11 protein-coding genes are annotated in these 13,405 nt (G+C 70.9%); 5 read left to right on the top strand and 6 right to left on the bottom strand.

The window, feature by feature from the left end; genetic code table 11:
- Positions 1–2,173: TM0106 family RecB-like putative nuclease (locus P2P98_RS13465; RefSeq protein WP_275800523.1), on the bottom strand; the 2,173-nt coding region annotated here is incomplete at its 3' end.
- Between the two features lie 108 nt (positions 2,174–2,281).
- On the opposite strand from P2P98_RS13465, the gene P2P98_RS13470 reads away from it, so the two are divergent.
- Positions 2,282–4,351 carry an NAD(+) synthase gene (locus tag P2P98_RS13470; RefSeq protein WP_275800525.1) on the top strand — a complete coding sequence of 690 codons (2,070 nt, stop codon included), beginning with the start codon at positions 2,282–2,284 and terminating at the stop codon, positions 4,349–4,351.
- A gap of 32 nt (positions 4,352–4,383) precedes the next feature.
- Here the strand turns inward: P2P98_RS13470 and P2P98_RS13475 are convergent, their stop codons facing one another.
- Positions 4,384–4,881, bottom strand: a complete 498-nt coding sequence (locus tag P2P98_RS13475; RefSeq protein ID WP_275800526.1) for a DUF427 domain-containing protein — start codon at positions 4,879–4,881, stop codon at positions 4,384–4,386.
- Positions 4,882–4,988: 107 nt separating this feature from the next.
- On the opposite strand from P2P98_RS13475, the gene P2P98_RS13480 reads away from it, so the two are divergent.
- The 4 genes from P2P98_RS13480 (at position 4,989) to P2P98_RS13495 (ending at position 7,201) form a co-directional block, all read left to right on the top strand.
- Complete coding sequence (locus P2P98_RS13480; protein WP_275800528.1) at positions 4,989–5,186, top strand: hypothetical protein; 198 nt, start codon at positions 4,989–4,991, stop codon at positions 5,184–5,186.
- Positions 5,183–5,347, top strand: a complete 165-nt coding sequence (locus P2P98_RS13485) for a hypothetical protein (RefSeq protein ID WP_193751326.1) — start codon at positions 5,183–5,185, stop codon at positions 5,345–5,347. The genes P2P98_RS13480 and P2P98_RS13485 overlap by 4 nt, the downstream gene beginning before the upstream one ends.
- A gap of 145 nt (positions 5,348–5,492) precedes the next feature.
- Positions 5,493–6,437 carry an aldo/keto reductase gene (locus P2P98_RS13490; protein ID WP_275800529.1) on the top strand — a complete coding sequence of 315 codons (945 nt, stop codon included), beginning with the start codon at positions 5,493–5,495 and terminating at the stop codon, positions 6,435–6,437.
- 206 nt (positions 6,438–6,643) lie between these two features.
- Positions 6,644–7,201 carry a nucleoside phosphorylase gene (locus P2P98_RS13495; protein ID WP_275800530.1) on the top strand — a complete coding sequence of 186 codons (558 nt, stop codon included), beginning with the start codon at positions 6,644–6,646 and terminating at the stop codon, positions 7,199–7,201.
- Here P2P98_RS13495 and P2P98_RS13500 read toward each other — a convergent pair.
- The 4 genes from P2P98_RS13500 to P2P98_RS13515 all read right to left on the bottom strand — a co-directional run bounded on the left by P2P98_RS13500 (position 7,189) and on the right by P2P98_RS13515 (position 13,331).
- Positions 7,189–8,685 (bottom strand): MFS transporter, encoded by a 1,497-nt coding sequence (locus P2P98_RS13500; protein WP_241492276.1) that lies wholly within the window; start codon positions 8,683–8,685, stop codon positions 7,189–7,191. The two genes, P2P98_RS13495 and P2P98_RS13500, sit on opposite strands and share 13 nt — an antisense overlap.
- A gap of 172 nt (positions 8,686–8,857) precedes the next feature.
- Positions 8,858–9,040, bottom strand: a complete 183-nt coding sequence (locus P2P98_RS13505; protein ID WP_275800531.1) for a hypothetical protein — start codon at positions 9,038–9,040, stop codon at positions 8,858–8,860.
- A gap of 35 nt (positions 9,041–9,075) precedes the next feature.
- Positions 9,076–12,180, bottom strand: coding sequence for an SMC family ATPase (locus tag P2P98_RS13510; RefSeq protein ID WP_275800532.1), 3,105 nt, complete (start codon positions 12,178–12,180; stop codon positions 9,076–9,078).
- On the bottom strand, positions 12,177–13,331 hold the full coding sequence (locus P2P98_RS13515; RefSeq protein WP_275800533.1) for an exonuclease SbcCD subunit D: 1,155 nt from the start codon (positions 13,329–13,331) through the stop codon (positions 12,177–12,179). Before P2P98_RS13515 ends, P2P98_RS13510 begins: the two co-directional genes overlap by 4 nt.
- Between the last annotated feature and the right edge of the window lie 74 nt (positions 13,332–13,405).

The following is a 13,405-nucleotide window of genomic DNA, read 5'->3' on the forward strand; positions in this document are numbered from 1 at the left end:
GCTGGTTACCGGCGCGGGGCGGCGCGGGAGGAGTGAGGGCGAGCGGCAGCTCGTCCCAGGTGACGCCGTCTGCGGCGATCTCCTCGACGATCGCTCCGTCGTCGAGCACCTCGCGCACCGTGACCCGGCGTGCGCCGTGGATCCACCGCGGACGGGTCTCGAGCGGGAACGGCGCCGGCAGATCGTAGACGGCGAAGGGCTCGGCATCCGGACTCAGGCGCGTACCGGGAACGAGCTCGCCGCGCAGCTCAACCAGGCGGCGCTCGGAGCCGCGCCCCGACTCGGGGATGTGCCAATCTGCCACGACCCGCGATCGTGCGGCGTCGACGACCACGACGTCGCGCGTCTCTTCCCACACCGACACCGGCTCGCGCAGGCGCAGGAAGTGCATCGCCCAGTAGGTCTTCTCTTCGCGCGGGTAGTAGTCGATCGCGGCGGCGGCGAGGCGGAGCGCGGTGGCGTCGGGTTCGGGCGCATCCGCCGCCCACCGCTGCAGGGCCGTCGCGCGCGGCGACGGCTCGTACGACTGCTCGTCGGGCTCTGCTCCGCGCGCGGGCACGGCCCCGGCCTCGCGTGCGCGGTCGACCAGCCAGTCGCGCAGTCGCCGGGTCGACACGCAGTCGTACCGGTTGTAGTCGGCCAGATCGTCGAGCACGCGCTGAGCGGCCTCGGCTTCGCCGTCGGCGGCGAGCGCCCGGGCCTCGACGTACTTCACGATCGAGTCGTCTCCGCGTTGCACGTCGCTCGTGCGGACCTCGTCGCCCATGTACAACGGCTCGAGCTTCTTGATCGAGTACGAGCGGGAGCCGACGCGGAGCGCACGCCGCACCACCGGGTAGAGGTCGACGAAGACGCCGTCGCGCAGGAGGCGGTCGACGTCGGCCTCGCGCACGCCGTAACGCGCGGCCATCGTCAGAAGGTGCGTCGGTTCGTACGGGGCGTAGTGGTAGATGTGCATGCCGGGGTACTGCTGGCGACGCAGAGCCACCATGTCGAGGAAGCGCTCGAGGGCGACACGCTCCTCGGCGAAGGTGTGGGCCCAGATCGCGCCGTAGGTCTCTCTCGTGTCGACCCAGCCGAAGAGGTAGTCGATCCCCCAGTGCTCGCCGACGCCCTCGGTGTACAGCGGATCGCCCTCGAAGTCGAAGAACAGGTCGCCGTGGTCGGGGCGGGGCAGCACGCCGAGGGACTTGGGTGCCACCACCTCGAAGGTGGGGACGGCGTGGGCGGGCGCGTCGTCGGAGGGCACACCGGCGGGGCTGTCGAGCTGCAGCCGCGCTTGGGTGCGCAGCGACGCGAAGGTGTCGGCGCTCATCGAGGGGGGCGCCTCGGATGATCGCGCGAGATCGTCGATCGTCAGGATGCCGCCCGCCCGCAGTCGATCGCGCTGCACCGGCCGCATGCCTGCGACGAGAAGCAGGTCGCGATGAGCGATGACCTCGATCTCGCACGTGGCGCAGCGCCCGCACGCGACGACGTCGAGGTCGCCACGCGCGTCGCCCCACGCGATCACCGGTCCCGCGACCCGGAGGTCGACCCGGCGGTCGGCGATCAGCGAGCGCAACCGCGAGCGACGTAGACCGAAGACGGGCAGGAGATCGTCGACGCGATGCGTGCTCGTCGTTCCGTCACCCAGGAGAAGCTGGACCTCGCCCGACCGCGGCACGCCGAGTCGGTCGAGCTGGTCGACGTAGGCCGCCAGCTGCATGAGCGCGGTGACGCGGGCCCGGCGGGCGAGCTTGGTGTCTTGCACGATCCAGGGACGGGACCCATCGATGCGTGCCTCTTTCTCGCGCACGAGGAAGTCGGCGAACCCCACGAACTCGGCAGTGGCGAACGCGGCCTGGTAGACCACCTCGGCCTCGGGGTCGGCGAGCGCCTCGTCGGTCAGGCGCACGGCCTCGGCGAGCGCTGCGGCGTCAGAGGAGCGGGCCGCGGGGATCTCGCGAACGGCGGCGCCGAAGAGCGCGCGGTAGTCGTCGAGCACGCGGAGCTCGTGAGCGGTGCCCAGGCGCGCGGCCCGCTCGAGAGTCGCGTCTTCGGGATCGTCGACTGCGGCGATGCGCCCGATCTTCGCGTCGATGGCGCGCAGCCACGCGAACTCGCACTCGGCCGCGGCCTTGAGGTCGCTGGCGCTCCAGACGATGCGCGCGTCGCGCTCGATGTACCGCATGCCTCCACGCTAACCGGGACCCCCGACATCGCCGGGTGGCCATCCACAGGCCGACCCCGGTTCGCGATCCGACTGCCCGGTGTCGGAGGGGCCTGCCAGACTGGAGGGGTGATCACCGACCTGCCGTTCGAGAGCGTCTACCGGCACGGCTTCGCGCGCGTCGCCGCGTGCACGATTCCCGTCGCGATCGCCGACCCCCTGATCAACGTCGACGCCGTGCTCGAGTCCGCCCGCGCGTGCGACGCGGAGGGCGTCGCGATCGCCGTCTTCCCCGAGCTGTGCCTCACGGGGTACGCGATCGATGATCTCGTCATGCAGGACCCCCTGCTGGACGCGGTCGAGGCCGGCATCGAGCGTCTGGTCGCGGCATCCGTCGATCTTCTTCCCGTGCTGCTCGTGGGGGCTCCGCTCCGGCACGGCAACCGCCTCTACAACTGCGCCGTCGTCGTCCATCGAGGGCGCGTTCTCGGGGTGGCGCCCAAGGCGCACCTGCCGACCTACCGCGAGTTCTACGAGCACCGCTGGTACGCGCGCGGCGACGACCAGGCGGGTCAGCACATCCTCATCGGTGGCGAGACCGTGCCCTTCGGTCCCGACCTGCTGTTCGACGCCGTCGACGTGCCCGGGCTCACGCTGCACGCCGAGGTCTGCGAAGACGTCTGGGTGCCGATCCCCCCGTCATCGGGTGCGGCCCTGGCCGGTGCGACCGTGCTGGCGAACCTGTCGGGCAGTCCGATCACGATCGGGCGCGCCGACGACCGGAACCTGCTCTCGCAGTCGCAGTCGATGCGATGCCTCGCGGCCTACATCTACGCGGCCGCTGGTCAGGGCGAGTCGACGAACGACGTCTCGTGGGACGGCCAGACGATGATCTACGAGGGCGGGCAGCTCCTCGACACGACCGAGCGCTTCCCCGACGGCCCGCGCCGCAGCGTCGCCGATGTCGATCTCGATCGTCTGCGGCAAGACCGGATCCGCCAGGGCACCTTCGACGACAACCGCCGAACGACGGCGCCGTCCTTCCGCACGGTGCCGTTCGAACTCGCCCCGCCGGCGAGCGACATCGGGCTGCGCCGCGCCCTCGACCGCTTCCCCTTCGTCCCCGACGACCCCGCCCGTCTCGCGCAGGACTGCTACGAGGCGTTCAACATCCAGGTGTCGGGGCTGGTTCAGCGCCTCCAGGCGATCGGCAACCCGAAGCCGGTCCTCGGGGTGAGCGGAGGCCTCGACTCCACCCACGCCCTGCTCGTGATCGCGCGCGCCATGGATCGCATGGGCCGTCCGCGCAGCGACATCCTCACGTACACCCTGCCCGGCTTCGCCACGAGCGAGAGAACGAAGCGCAACGCGATTGCTCTGGCCGAAGCCGTCGGCGCGTCGATCGAGGAGATCGACATCCGGCCCGCGGCATCCGAGATGCTCGTCCGCATGGGTCACCCCTTCGCGGCGGGCGAGCCGGTGCACGACGTGACGTTCGAGAACGTGCAGGCGGGGCTGCGCACCGACTATCTCTTCCGCCTCGCGAACAAGAACGGCGGCATCGTCGTCGGCACGGGCGATCTGTCCGAGATCGCGCTCGGATGGTCGACCTACGGCGTGGGCGACCAGATGAGCCACTATTCGGTGAACCCCGGCGTGCCGAAGACGCTCATCCAGCACGTCATCCGTTGGGTGATCGCCTCGGACGAGCTCAGCGCCGACACCGTCGAGGTGCTGCAGGCGGTGCTCGACACCGAGATCAGCCCCGAGCTCGTGCCCGCCGGCCAAGACGGGCGTATGCAGTCCACCGAGGACCGCATCGGCCCCTACAACCTGCACGATTTCACGCTCTATCACGTGCTGCGGTTCGGCTTCCGCCCGTCCAAGATCGCCTTCCTCGCCGCGCACGCCTGGTCGGATCCGGATGCCGGGGCCTGGCCGCCGGGTTACCCCGAGGATGAAAGACCCTCGTACGACCTCGTCACCGTGGCAAGGTGGCTCGAGGTCTTCCTGCAGCGGTTCTTCGGGTTCGCGCAGTTCAAGCGCACGGCCATCCCCAACGGACCGAAGGTGTCGCCGGCGGGCTCACTGTCACCGCGCGGAGATTGGCGCGCGCCATCGGACGGAAACGCTCGCGTTTGGTTGGCCGACCTGCACGCGGCCGTCCCGGAGGCGTTCGGCGAGGCGACACACAGCTGACGCGGCCGCCCGGCACGCGGGGTTCCGCGCACTCACCAGCCCATCGACCCCGGCACACCCTTGAAGGGACCGGCGAGGTCGCTCGTGACCCAGCCCCCGTAGAAGCCGCCCGGCTGTGGCTCGACGGTCTCGCCGCCCAGGATCACGCGATCCATCGGGCCGGCGTACACCGCCACACGGTCGGCAAGCACCTCGTAACCCGGCATGGGGCTCGGATAGTTCCAGGCCGCACGCGGGGCCACCGCTCCCCCGCCGCCGTGGACGTCGAAGTAGCGGGCGCCACCCTTGAACTCGCAGAACGACGCCCCCTCACCGAGGGTCAGCGCGTCGCCGAACGCGGTGATCGGCAGGTAGTACACCGGCGGGTGACTCGTCTCGAGCACGCGGACGACGTCGTCGGTGTCGGCGATGCGGACACCGCCGAAGTCGATCTGCGCCCTTTTCCGGACGCGCTCGACGCGGGGAGGCCGCGGATAGCCCCAGACGGACTCCTGGCCGGGGCGGACGGGGTCGGGATCGGGGCGTGCCATGCGCTTACGCTACGCCGCGCAGAACGTCCTCGGATCGAGATCTGATCGTGCACTGACTGTCTCAGGAGACACCCAGCTTTTCGCTAGGTTGGAGGGAGGGGGTCGTCGTGAGCGAACAGGAAGTCCGAGAGGGTACGGCGCGATATCGCGTGTACCAGGTGGTCGGCATCGTCGTCGGTGTCCTTTTCATCGCTCTCGGCGTCGTCGCCTTCCTCACGGGCGGGGGGCCCATCATCGCCGCCATCGCCGTCGTCGGAGGTCTCGCCGTGCTCATCGCCTCGATCGTCATGATGGTGCGTTCGTGACCGCGCCCAACGGGCCCAGTGGCGAGAACGCCGACGGCAAGGACCCGAACGGCAAGAAGAAGTACCCCGCCGGAACGGTCGTGATCTGGATCGCCGGAGCCGGCATCGGCCTGTGGTTCTTGATCAGCGGGCTCATCGGCATCCTGTCCGGGGGATCCTGACCCACGCCGACGTCACCACGTCCCAGCGTTCGGGCAAAACTCCCCCGCGCGGAGTGCGGACGAACATGCGACGCGCGCGTCGCGGGAATGCGAGCCGAGACCCGTCGTTGACCCTGAGGTACCACACCACAACGGAAGGGCTCTCATGACGCGCATCGGACGCAGCGACCTCGACATCGTCCCCCTCTCGCTCGGCGGCAACGTCTTCGGATGGACAGCCGACCGCGACACCTCGTTCGCCGTGCTCGACGCCTTCCACGCGGGCGGCGGAAACTTCATCGACACCGCAGACGCCTACAGCGCCTGGGTGCCCGGCAACTCGGGCGGTGAGAGCGAGACCCTCATCGGCGAGTGGCTCGCTTCGCGCAAGCCCGAGAACGTCGTCGTGGCCACGAAGGTCAGCCAGCACCCCGAATTCCGCGGGCTCAGCGCGAAGAACGTCCGCGCCGCCGCGGAAGCGTCGCTGACGCGTCTCGGCGTCGACGCGATCGACCTGTACTACGCGCACTTCGACGACGCCGACACGCCTCTCGAAGAGACCGTCGCGGGCTTCGCCGATCTCGTCTCCGACGGACTCGTGCGATACGTGGCCGTGTCGAACTACACCGCCGAGCGCATCCGCGAGTGGATATCGCTGGCCGAAGCCGGAGGCTTCGACCTCCCCGTCGCCATCCAGCCGCACTACAACCTCGTCCACCGCACCGAGGTGGAGCGCGACATCGTCCCCGTCGCCGAGCAGTACGGCATGTCGCTCGTGCCGTACTACGCCCTCGCGAGCGGCTTCCTCACGGGCAAGTACCGCACTCCGGATGCCGCCGGCGACTCGCCGCGCGCCGAGGGGGCCGCGAAGCTCGCGACGCCCTCGGGCATCGCGCTGATCGACGCCCTCGACGAGATCGGTCAGGCGCACGGCGCCTCGATCGCCACGACCGCTCTCGCGTGGCTGCGCGCTCAGCCCACCGTGGCCGCCCCCATCGCGAGCGCGTCGAAGGTCGAACAGGTCGCCGATCTGCTCGCCAGCACCTCGCTCGAGCTCAGCGCCGACGAGATCGCGCGTCTGTCGCAGGCCTCGGAGGCCGCGCAGAGCTGACTCGTCCCGTGGCCCCGAGTCGCGCTCGGGGCCACGGCGCTCACTCAGCGCCGCGCGTTCTGTGACGAGCGGAGGAGCAGGGGCCGAGGGAGGGCGGATGCCGAGGCTCGATCCTCCGCTCATCCCACGCCCTCCGCTCGCCCCGAGGCGTTCCGTGCCCGAGCGCCCGGGACGTGCGGGCCCGCACCATCGGGGACAATGAGAGGGTGAAGCTTCTCGTCGCCGCCCACGCGTCCGAACTCGTCGCCTTCGAGGACGACATCCCCGGTTTCCGGCGTCTGCTGACCGGCGTCGGGAAGATCCCCGCGGCCTACGCGCTCACGCGCGCGCTTTGCGAGGGCGAGTACGACGAGATCGTCGTCGTCGGCACCGCCGGGGCGATCGACGACGAGATCGAGGGCGGAATCTACGACATCGCCGCGGCGATCCAGCACGACGTGAAGGGGCTCGACGGCACGTTCGGCGAGCACGTGTCGCTGCCGACCCGGGTCGACACCGGCCACGAGGGGCGGATCATCGCCACCGGCGACCACTTCGTCGACGACCCCGACGCGGTTCGGCTGATCCGAGGCCTCGGCGCCGGTCTCGTCGACATGGAGACGTACGCGCTCATCTGGGTCGCCCAGCAGTTCGACGTGCCGATCAGCATCCTGCGCGCCGTCTCCGACCGCGCGCAGGACGGAGCGACCGAACTGTGGGACGTCGTCGTTGAGCGGTGCAGCCACGAGCTGCGCGCGGAGTTCCGCGAGCGCTACGGGGTCTGAGAGCCCGAGCGCGCCCGACCCGCGAGGTCAGCGACGCCCACGAGGAGGGCGAGCGCGAGGAAGATCCCGACGGTGATCATGCCCGACGCGTAGGCGTCGTGGTACACCACGACGGTGTCGACATCGGCCTGCTCGCGGTAGATCGTGGCGTAGAAGAGCGCGAGGGCGATGGCCGTGCCCACCGCCGTGCCGATGCGCTGGCCGAGCTGCCCGACCGACCCCGCCACCCCGCCGCTCGACACCGGGATGTCGGCCAGCATGAGCGTCTGGTTGGGCGAGATCACGAGACCGCCCGCAAAGCCGCCGACCACCATGACTCCCGCCATCGCCCACGGGGTCCACTCGGGCGGGGTGAACAGCGCAACCAGGACGAGACCACCGGCGGTGGCGACCATGCCGACGATCCCCCAGACGACGAGCGGGCGGCCGAGGCGCGTGACGAGGTTGCCGCCGATCCACGAGCTCCACGCCGACGCGACGGCAAAGCCGATCGTGACCATGCCGGCGAACACGGGTTCGAGTCCGAGCCCGCCCTGCAGGAAGAGCGTGCCCAGCAGGAACATCGCCGGAATGGCCGAGAAGTACGCGGTCGAGATGAGCACGCCGTTGCGGTACGACGACAGCGAGAAGATCGAGAACGGCATGAGCGGCGTGCGTCCGAGGTCGGCGTAGCGGCGCTCCCAGAACACGAAGATCGCGGCGAAGACGACGGATGCCACGAGGAACCACCACCGGCGGGGATCGTCGTCGGGCGAGCCCGTGGTGAACAGGAAGGGCCACATCAGCGCGAGGATCGTGAGCGCGAAGAGAAGCACGCCCACGGGGTCGAGGTCGAGCCGACGGCGCGACTTGGTCCGGGTGTTCGGCAGGAGCCACGCGGCAAGAACGATGACGATCGCGACAAGGGGGATGTTGATCCAGAAGATCAATCGCCATCCGTCGGTATCGCCGCCGAGAGCGATCAGCAGCCCTCCGAGGGTGGGCCCGAACGCGGTGGCGATGCCCACGGTCGCACCGAAGAGCCCGAACGCCCGACCGCGCTCCTTGCCCTGAAAGAGCTGCTGCACGAGACCCAGCACCTGGGGCATCTGGATGCCGGCCGCCACGCCCTGCAGGAGGCGTGCCACGAGCAGCACGGTGGTGTTGGGGGCGAGCGCGCAGACGAGGCTCGTGACGAGGAAGAGCGACAGCCCGACGAGGAACAGCACGCGCCGGGAGCGCAGATCACCCAGACGCCCCGCCGGCACGAGCACGAGGCCGAACGTGAGGATGTAACCCGACACGACGAGCTGCAGCTCGGTGGGTCCCGCGTTCAAGGCGGACTCGATGGACGGGAGAGCGACGTTGACCTTCGTGAGGTCGAGGATGGTGAGCGCGGCGACCGAGACCGCGACCCAGTAGGCGCGCCACCGGTGCTTCGGAGACAGCACGATGTCGCGTGTGGGGGGATGAGCGGCGTTCGACGAGGGTGCGTGATCAGGCATCGAGGCCGACGCTACTCCTGACGTCGGACACCGCGGGTGGGCTTGCGCGAAACGGGCGGCACGGAGACCGGGATCGCGACGCGCGCCGGGTTGCGTGGCGGGCTCGCGTCGAGGGTAAACCGCACGAAGAGCGACGATGCGCCGCCGGCGGGGCTCTCTCGGTGTGTCGGCGTCAGTCGACGTCGCGGCGAGCGAACACAGCGCGCAGGACGAAGAAGACGATGACGGCCACCACCGCGACAGCGACGACGCGGAACACGAAGGTGATGAGCGAGAACACGACGTTCACGATGATCCACGCGATGATGACGGCAGCGACGACACCGAGGACGGTCCACAGGGTGCTCTTACGCATGTCTCCAGCCTAGGCGGACGACGAGGGAGACGCTCTCACGCGATCTGCAGCGCGGAATCCTGCGTGATCACGCTCGGCCCCCTCGGTGTGGCGACGACGCGCAGCTGCGCCGGCAGTTGGTCTTTCATCGACGCCACGTGACTGATGACGCCGACCGTCCGCCCGCCCTGGCGGAGCTCGTCAAGGGTGCGCATCGCGAGGTCGAGAGTCTCGTCGTCGAGCGATCCGAACCCCTCGTCGATGAACAGCGTGTCGAGTCGGATGCCGCCCGCTCGCGCCGTCACGACCTCGGCGAGGCCGAGGGCCAGGGAGAGCGACGTGAGGAACGTCTCTCCCCCGGAGAGCGACTGCGGGGGTCGGCACTGGCCGGTGAACGCGTCCATCACCTCGAGACCGAGACCGCTGGCAGCTCCTCGAGCCGCGAGCGCGTCGGTGTGCTGAAGGCGGTAGCGCCCGGACGACATCTGCTCGAGGCGGAGGTTCGCGGCCACCACGATCTCTTCGAGCTCGGCGGCGAGCACGAACGTCTCGAGCGTCATCCGCCGGGTGTTGGGCGCGCGCCCCGCGAGGGTGTCGGCGAGACGCGCGACGACAGCGTGTTCGTCGGCCAGCGTCGCGACCGCCGAGTGCCCCGCGTCGGCGCGGTGGGCGAGACCGCGCAGGCGGTCGGCGAGTGCCAGAGCCGAGGCGTGTGCGGCGGCGGCCCGCTGCACGTCTTCGCGGGCGGCGGCGACCGCCGCGCTGAGCGGGGCGATGTCGACGGGTTCGTCAGCGGCGTCGACGAGGAGCAGCTCCAGGTCGAGCAGCCGCTGGCGGGCGGACGCGACGGCGGCATCGTGCGCGGCGATCGTCTCGTCGAGTCGGCGCCGTTCCGGAGCCGGACGGAGGGCGGCCATGACGGCGTCGACGGTGTCGAACGGACTTTCGGCCACGAGGCGGCGCAGAGCCTCGGCGGCCTCCCGATGGGCCGCTGTCGCGGTCGCGACCTCGGCGCGGACGGTCGTCAGCGCTCGCACGGCGGTGCGGCGAGCGGTCAGGTCGGCCTGACGCGCCACGACCGTGGGGAACGCGCCGCGCGCGGCCTCGACCTCATCGCGGAGCGAGTCGGCCCTCTGGATCGCCAGAGCCGCCTCTTGACGAACGGCAGCGAGGTCGGCGGCGAGCTTGTCGAGGCGGCCGGCGATCGCGGCATCGAGATCGGTCGCACGGGTCCGCTCGGCTTGCACGCGCGCGTACTCGGCTTCGTCGGACCGCGCCGTGATGAGCGCCTGCTCCGCGTCCTCGAGGCGGGAGGACAGGGCTTCCACGCTCTCTCCACCGGCCCGAGCCGCGGCCAGGGCATAGTCGTCCCGGGCGATCCGGGCCGCGTCGGACGCGAGACGGTCTTCTTCGATCGCGGTGTTCTTGCGCGTCTCTGCCGCGGCCAGCTGCTCGTCGGTGACCGGGACGTCGTCGCCGGTCGCGGGGTGCGGGTGCTCGCGCGAACCGCACACCGCGCACGGCTCTCCGTCGACCAGCTCGTGGGCGAGCTCGGCGGCGGCGCCGGCGAGGCGGCGGCGTAACAGCGCCGTCCACGTGTCCGTCGCGTTACGCATGTCCTCCCCGCGCACCAACGCCGCCATGTCGGCCTGCTCCCGATGAGCGAGCAGTCGTTCGGCTTCTCGCGCCGCGTCGAGGCGAGACCGCGTCTCGGCGCACCGCGACTCCGCGGCCTCGCGATGAGCTGTCGCCCCCGCCAGCTCGGCGAGCCGATCGTCGAGCGCCTTCAGGAGCCCCGGAACGTCGGCGCGCCCCTCCACGAGGGTGTCCCGCTCGGTCTCGAGGCTCGCGATCCGGGTCGCGGCGCGGACCCGATCGCCGTCGGCCTCGGCCAGGGCGGTCTCGGCGGCGAGTGCCGCCTCCCCGCGGGCCAGCAACCCTGTGAGCTCGTCATCGCGACGCGTGAGGGCATCCGCATCGAGGCCCGACTCTTCACCGACGGCCTCCGCCCGAGCGACCGCCGTCGCGAGACGTTCTTCTGCCGCCGCGAGGTCAGCCGTCGTCCGCTTCTCGGCGTCGAGGGCTGCGCGCAGGGCTTCGGCCTCGCCGGCGGCCTCCGCCTCGGCACGAGCCGCGGCGACGCGCTCCGTCTCGGCCTCGAGCGCCGCGAGCTGCTCGCGGACCCGAAGTCGGTCGAGCTGGCGATCGCGCAGGGTGCGCGCCTCGCGCTCGGCCGCGAGAGCACTGTCGAGCAGCAGGTCGGCGGCATCGCGCTCACGCTCACGCGTCTCGACGCGGTAGTCGGCTCGTTCGACGGCCCGGACGACGTGCGCCAAGCGCTCGCTCACCGAAGGCGGCCCAACGGGCGGCGGCGGGGCGGGCGGGTGAGCGAGGGCCTCCGGAATCGTCGCCTCGCTCCCACCGGGCTCCTCACCCGCTCGCTCGTCGCCCGCCGAGAGCGGACCCGGCGACACCGCGAGATCGGCCTCGAGCTCGCCCGCGAGGCGCTCCGCCTCGTCGAGAAGGGTCGAGACCTCGACCCCCTCGGCGGCGAGGCGCTCCTGAGAGCGCTTGCGCCTCTCGTCGAGCTGCGCGGCGTAGTCCTCGAAGGACCGCGTTCCGAAGAGGGTGCGCAGCAGGCTGAGCCGTTCGTCGTTCTTGGCGAGGAGGAACCGCGCGAAGCGGTTCTGCGCCAGGAGGATCACCTGCAGGAACTGCTGCTGGCTGAGGCCGAGGATCTCGTCGAGCCGAGTGCCGACATCGACCGGACGCGCGGCGACCCCCTCCCATCCCTCGGTGGTGCGTACCTCGAGCAGTGCGCGGTGCGGCTCTTTCGTCGTGCCACCGCCCCGACGCTTGGGCCGCTCGAACTCCGGCGACCGCGTCACCCGCCAGCGCTCGCCCTCGGCGCTGAACTCCAGCGTCACTCGGGTGGGGTCGTCGGGCGTGCAATGGTCGCTGCGCAAGCGGCGCTCGGCGCCGTCGTAGCGCGGCACACCGCCGTACAGCGCGTAACAGACACCGTCGAGCACACTCGACTTCCCGGCACCGGTGCGCCCGGTGATGAGGAAGATGCCGTCGTCGGCGAAGGCGTCGAAGTCGACGACTTGCGTGTCGAGGAAGGGGCCGAACCCCTCGAGCTCGAGGCGGTGAAGCTTCATGACCGGGCCTCCGACAGCGCGCGCGCGTCGAGAACCTCGCGGATGAGCTCACGCTCCGCCTCGGACGCGCCCTCGCCCTCGCGGACGTGGACGAGGAACGCGTCGATGACCTCGGCGTCGTCACGCGCTGCGCGCACCCGCTGGGCGTACCCGATCCCCTCGTCGGGCCGCGTCGCCGCCGGCGCATGGACCACGGTGGCGCACCAGGGGAACCGTGCCTGCAAGCGCCGCATCGGGTCGGGCTGCGGTGTGCTGTCGGTGTATTCGGCGCGCACCCAGTGCTCGTCGTTCCCGTCGAAGGCGGGATCGGTCAGCAGGTCGTCGAGCGGCCCGCGGAGCGTCACCAGCGGGCGCGGCACGGGCAGGCCGATCCAGCTCACGGACGAGAGTCCCTCGGCGTCGAGCTCGACGAGCCACGACCCCCGCGGCTTCCCCGCTTCGCCGAAGCTGTAGTGCAGCGGCGCGCCCGCGTAGCGCACGTGATCGGAGAGCTGCTGACGGCCGTGGATGTGGCCGAGGGCGACGTAGTCGGGCCCGTCGAACGCGGGGAGCGGAACGACGTCGAGCCCGCCCTGACGGATCTCTCGCTCGACCCCCGGCGTGGATTCGACGCCCGCGGCGAAGCAGTGTGCCGCGACCACCGATCGCCCGCCCCGCTCGGCGAGATCGGCACGCACGAGGTCGAGGGCGTGCTGCATCGTCTGGGCCTGGCTTCGCAGCTCGACCCCCTCCCACGCGTGGCGCACGATCGCCGGTTCGAGATACGGGATGCCGTAGACGTGGACGGGACCGTGCTCGTCGTGCACCGTCACCGGAACGCCGACCGAGAGCGGGTCGGTCACGACCGAGATCTCGGGACGCAGGAGAGCGGACTGGAACCCCAGCCGAGCCGCGGAATCGTGGTTGCCGCTGGTGACCACGACGCGGGCACCGGCATCGGCGAGCGCCCCGAGCGTGCGCGAGAGCAGCGGATAGCAGGCCGCGGCGGGTGTGGCGGAGTCGAAGACGTCGCCTGCGACGATGACGAGGTCGACCTCGTGCTCGCGCACCTGCGCGACGAGGGCGTCGAGCACGCCGGAGAGCGCATCGAGAGTCGAATGCCCGTGGAAGGAGCGCCCGATGTGCCAGTCGGAGGTGTGCAGGATCCGCATGCAGACACGGTACGTCGACCCTCCGACATCGGCTCGCAGCAAACGCCCCGACCGCGGAATCACGGGGCCGACGG

This window comes from Microbacterium sp. Kw_RZR3 (assembly GCF_029222405.1).
In the GTDB taxonomy this organism is placed as follows: domain Bacteria; phylum Actinomycetota; class Actinomycetes; order Actinomycetales; family Microbacteriaceae; genus Microbacterium.

Coding starts and splice junctions, on each gene's coding strand:
- P2P98_RS13500 (WP_241492276.1), bottom strand. CDS start 8,685: ATGCCTGATCACGCACCCTCGTCGAACGCCGCTCATCCCCCCACACGC.
- P2P98_RS13510 (WP_275800532.1), bottom strand. CDS start 12,180: ATGAAGCTTCACCGCCTCGAGCTCGAGGGGTTCGGCCCCTTCCTCGAC.
- P2P98_RS13490 (WP_275800529.1), top strand. CDS start 5,493: ATGACGCGCATCGGACGCAGCGACCTCGACATCGTCCCCCTCTCGCTC.
- P2P98_RS13475 (WP_275800526.1), bottom strand. CDS start 4,881: ATGGCACGCCCCGATCCCGACCCCGTCCGCCCCGGCCAGGAGTCCGTC.
- P2P98_RS13505 (WP_275800531.1), bottom strand. CDS start 9,040: ATGCGTAAGAGCACCCTGTGGACCGTCCTCGGTGTCGTCGCTGCCGTC.
- P2P98_RS13515 (WP_275800533.1), bottom strand. CDS start 13,331: ATGCGGATCCTGCACACCTCCGACTGGCACATCGGGCGCTCCTTCCAC.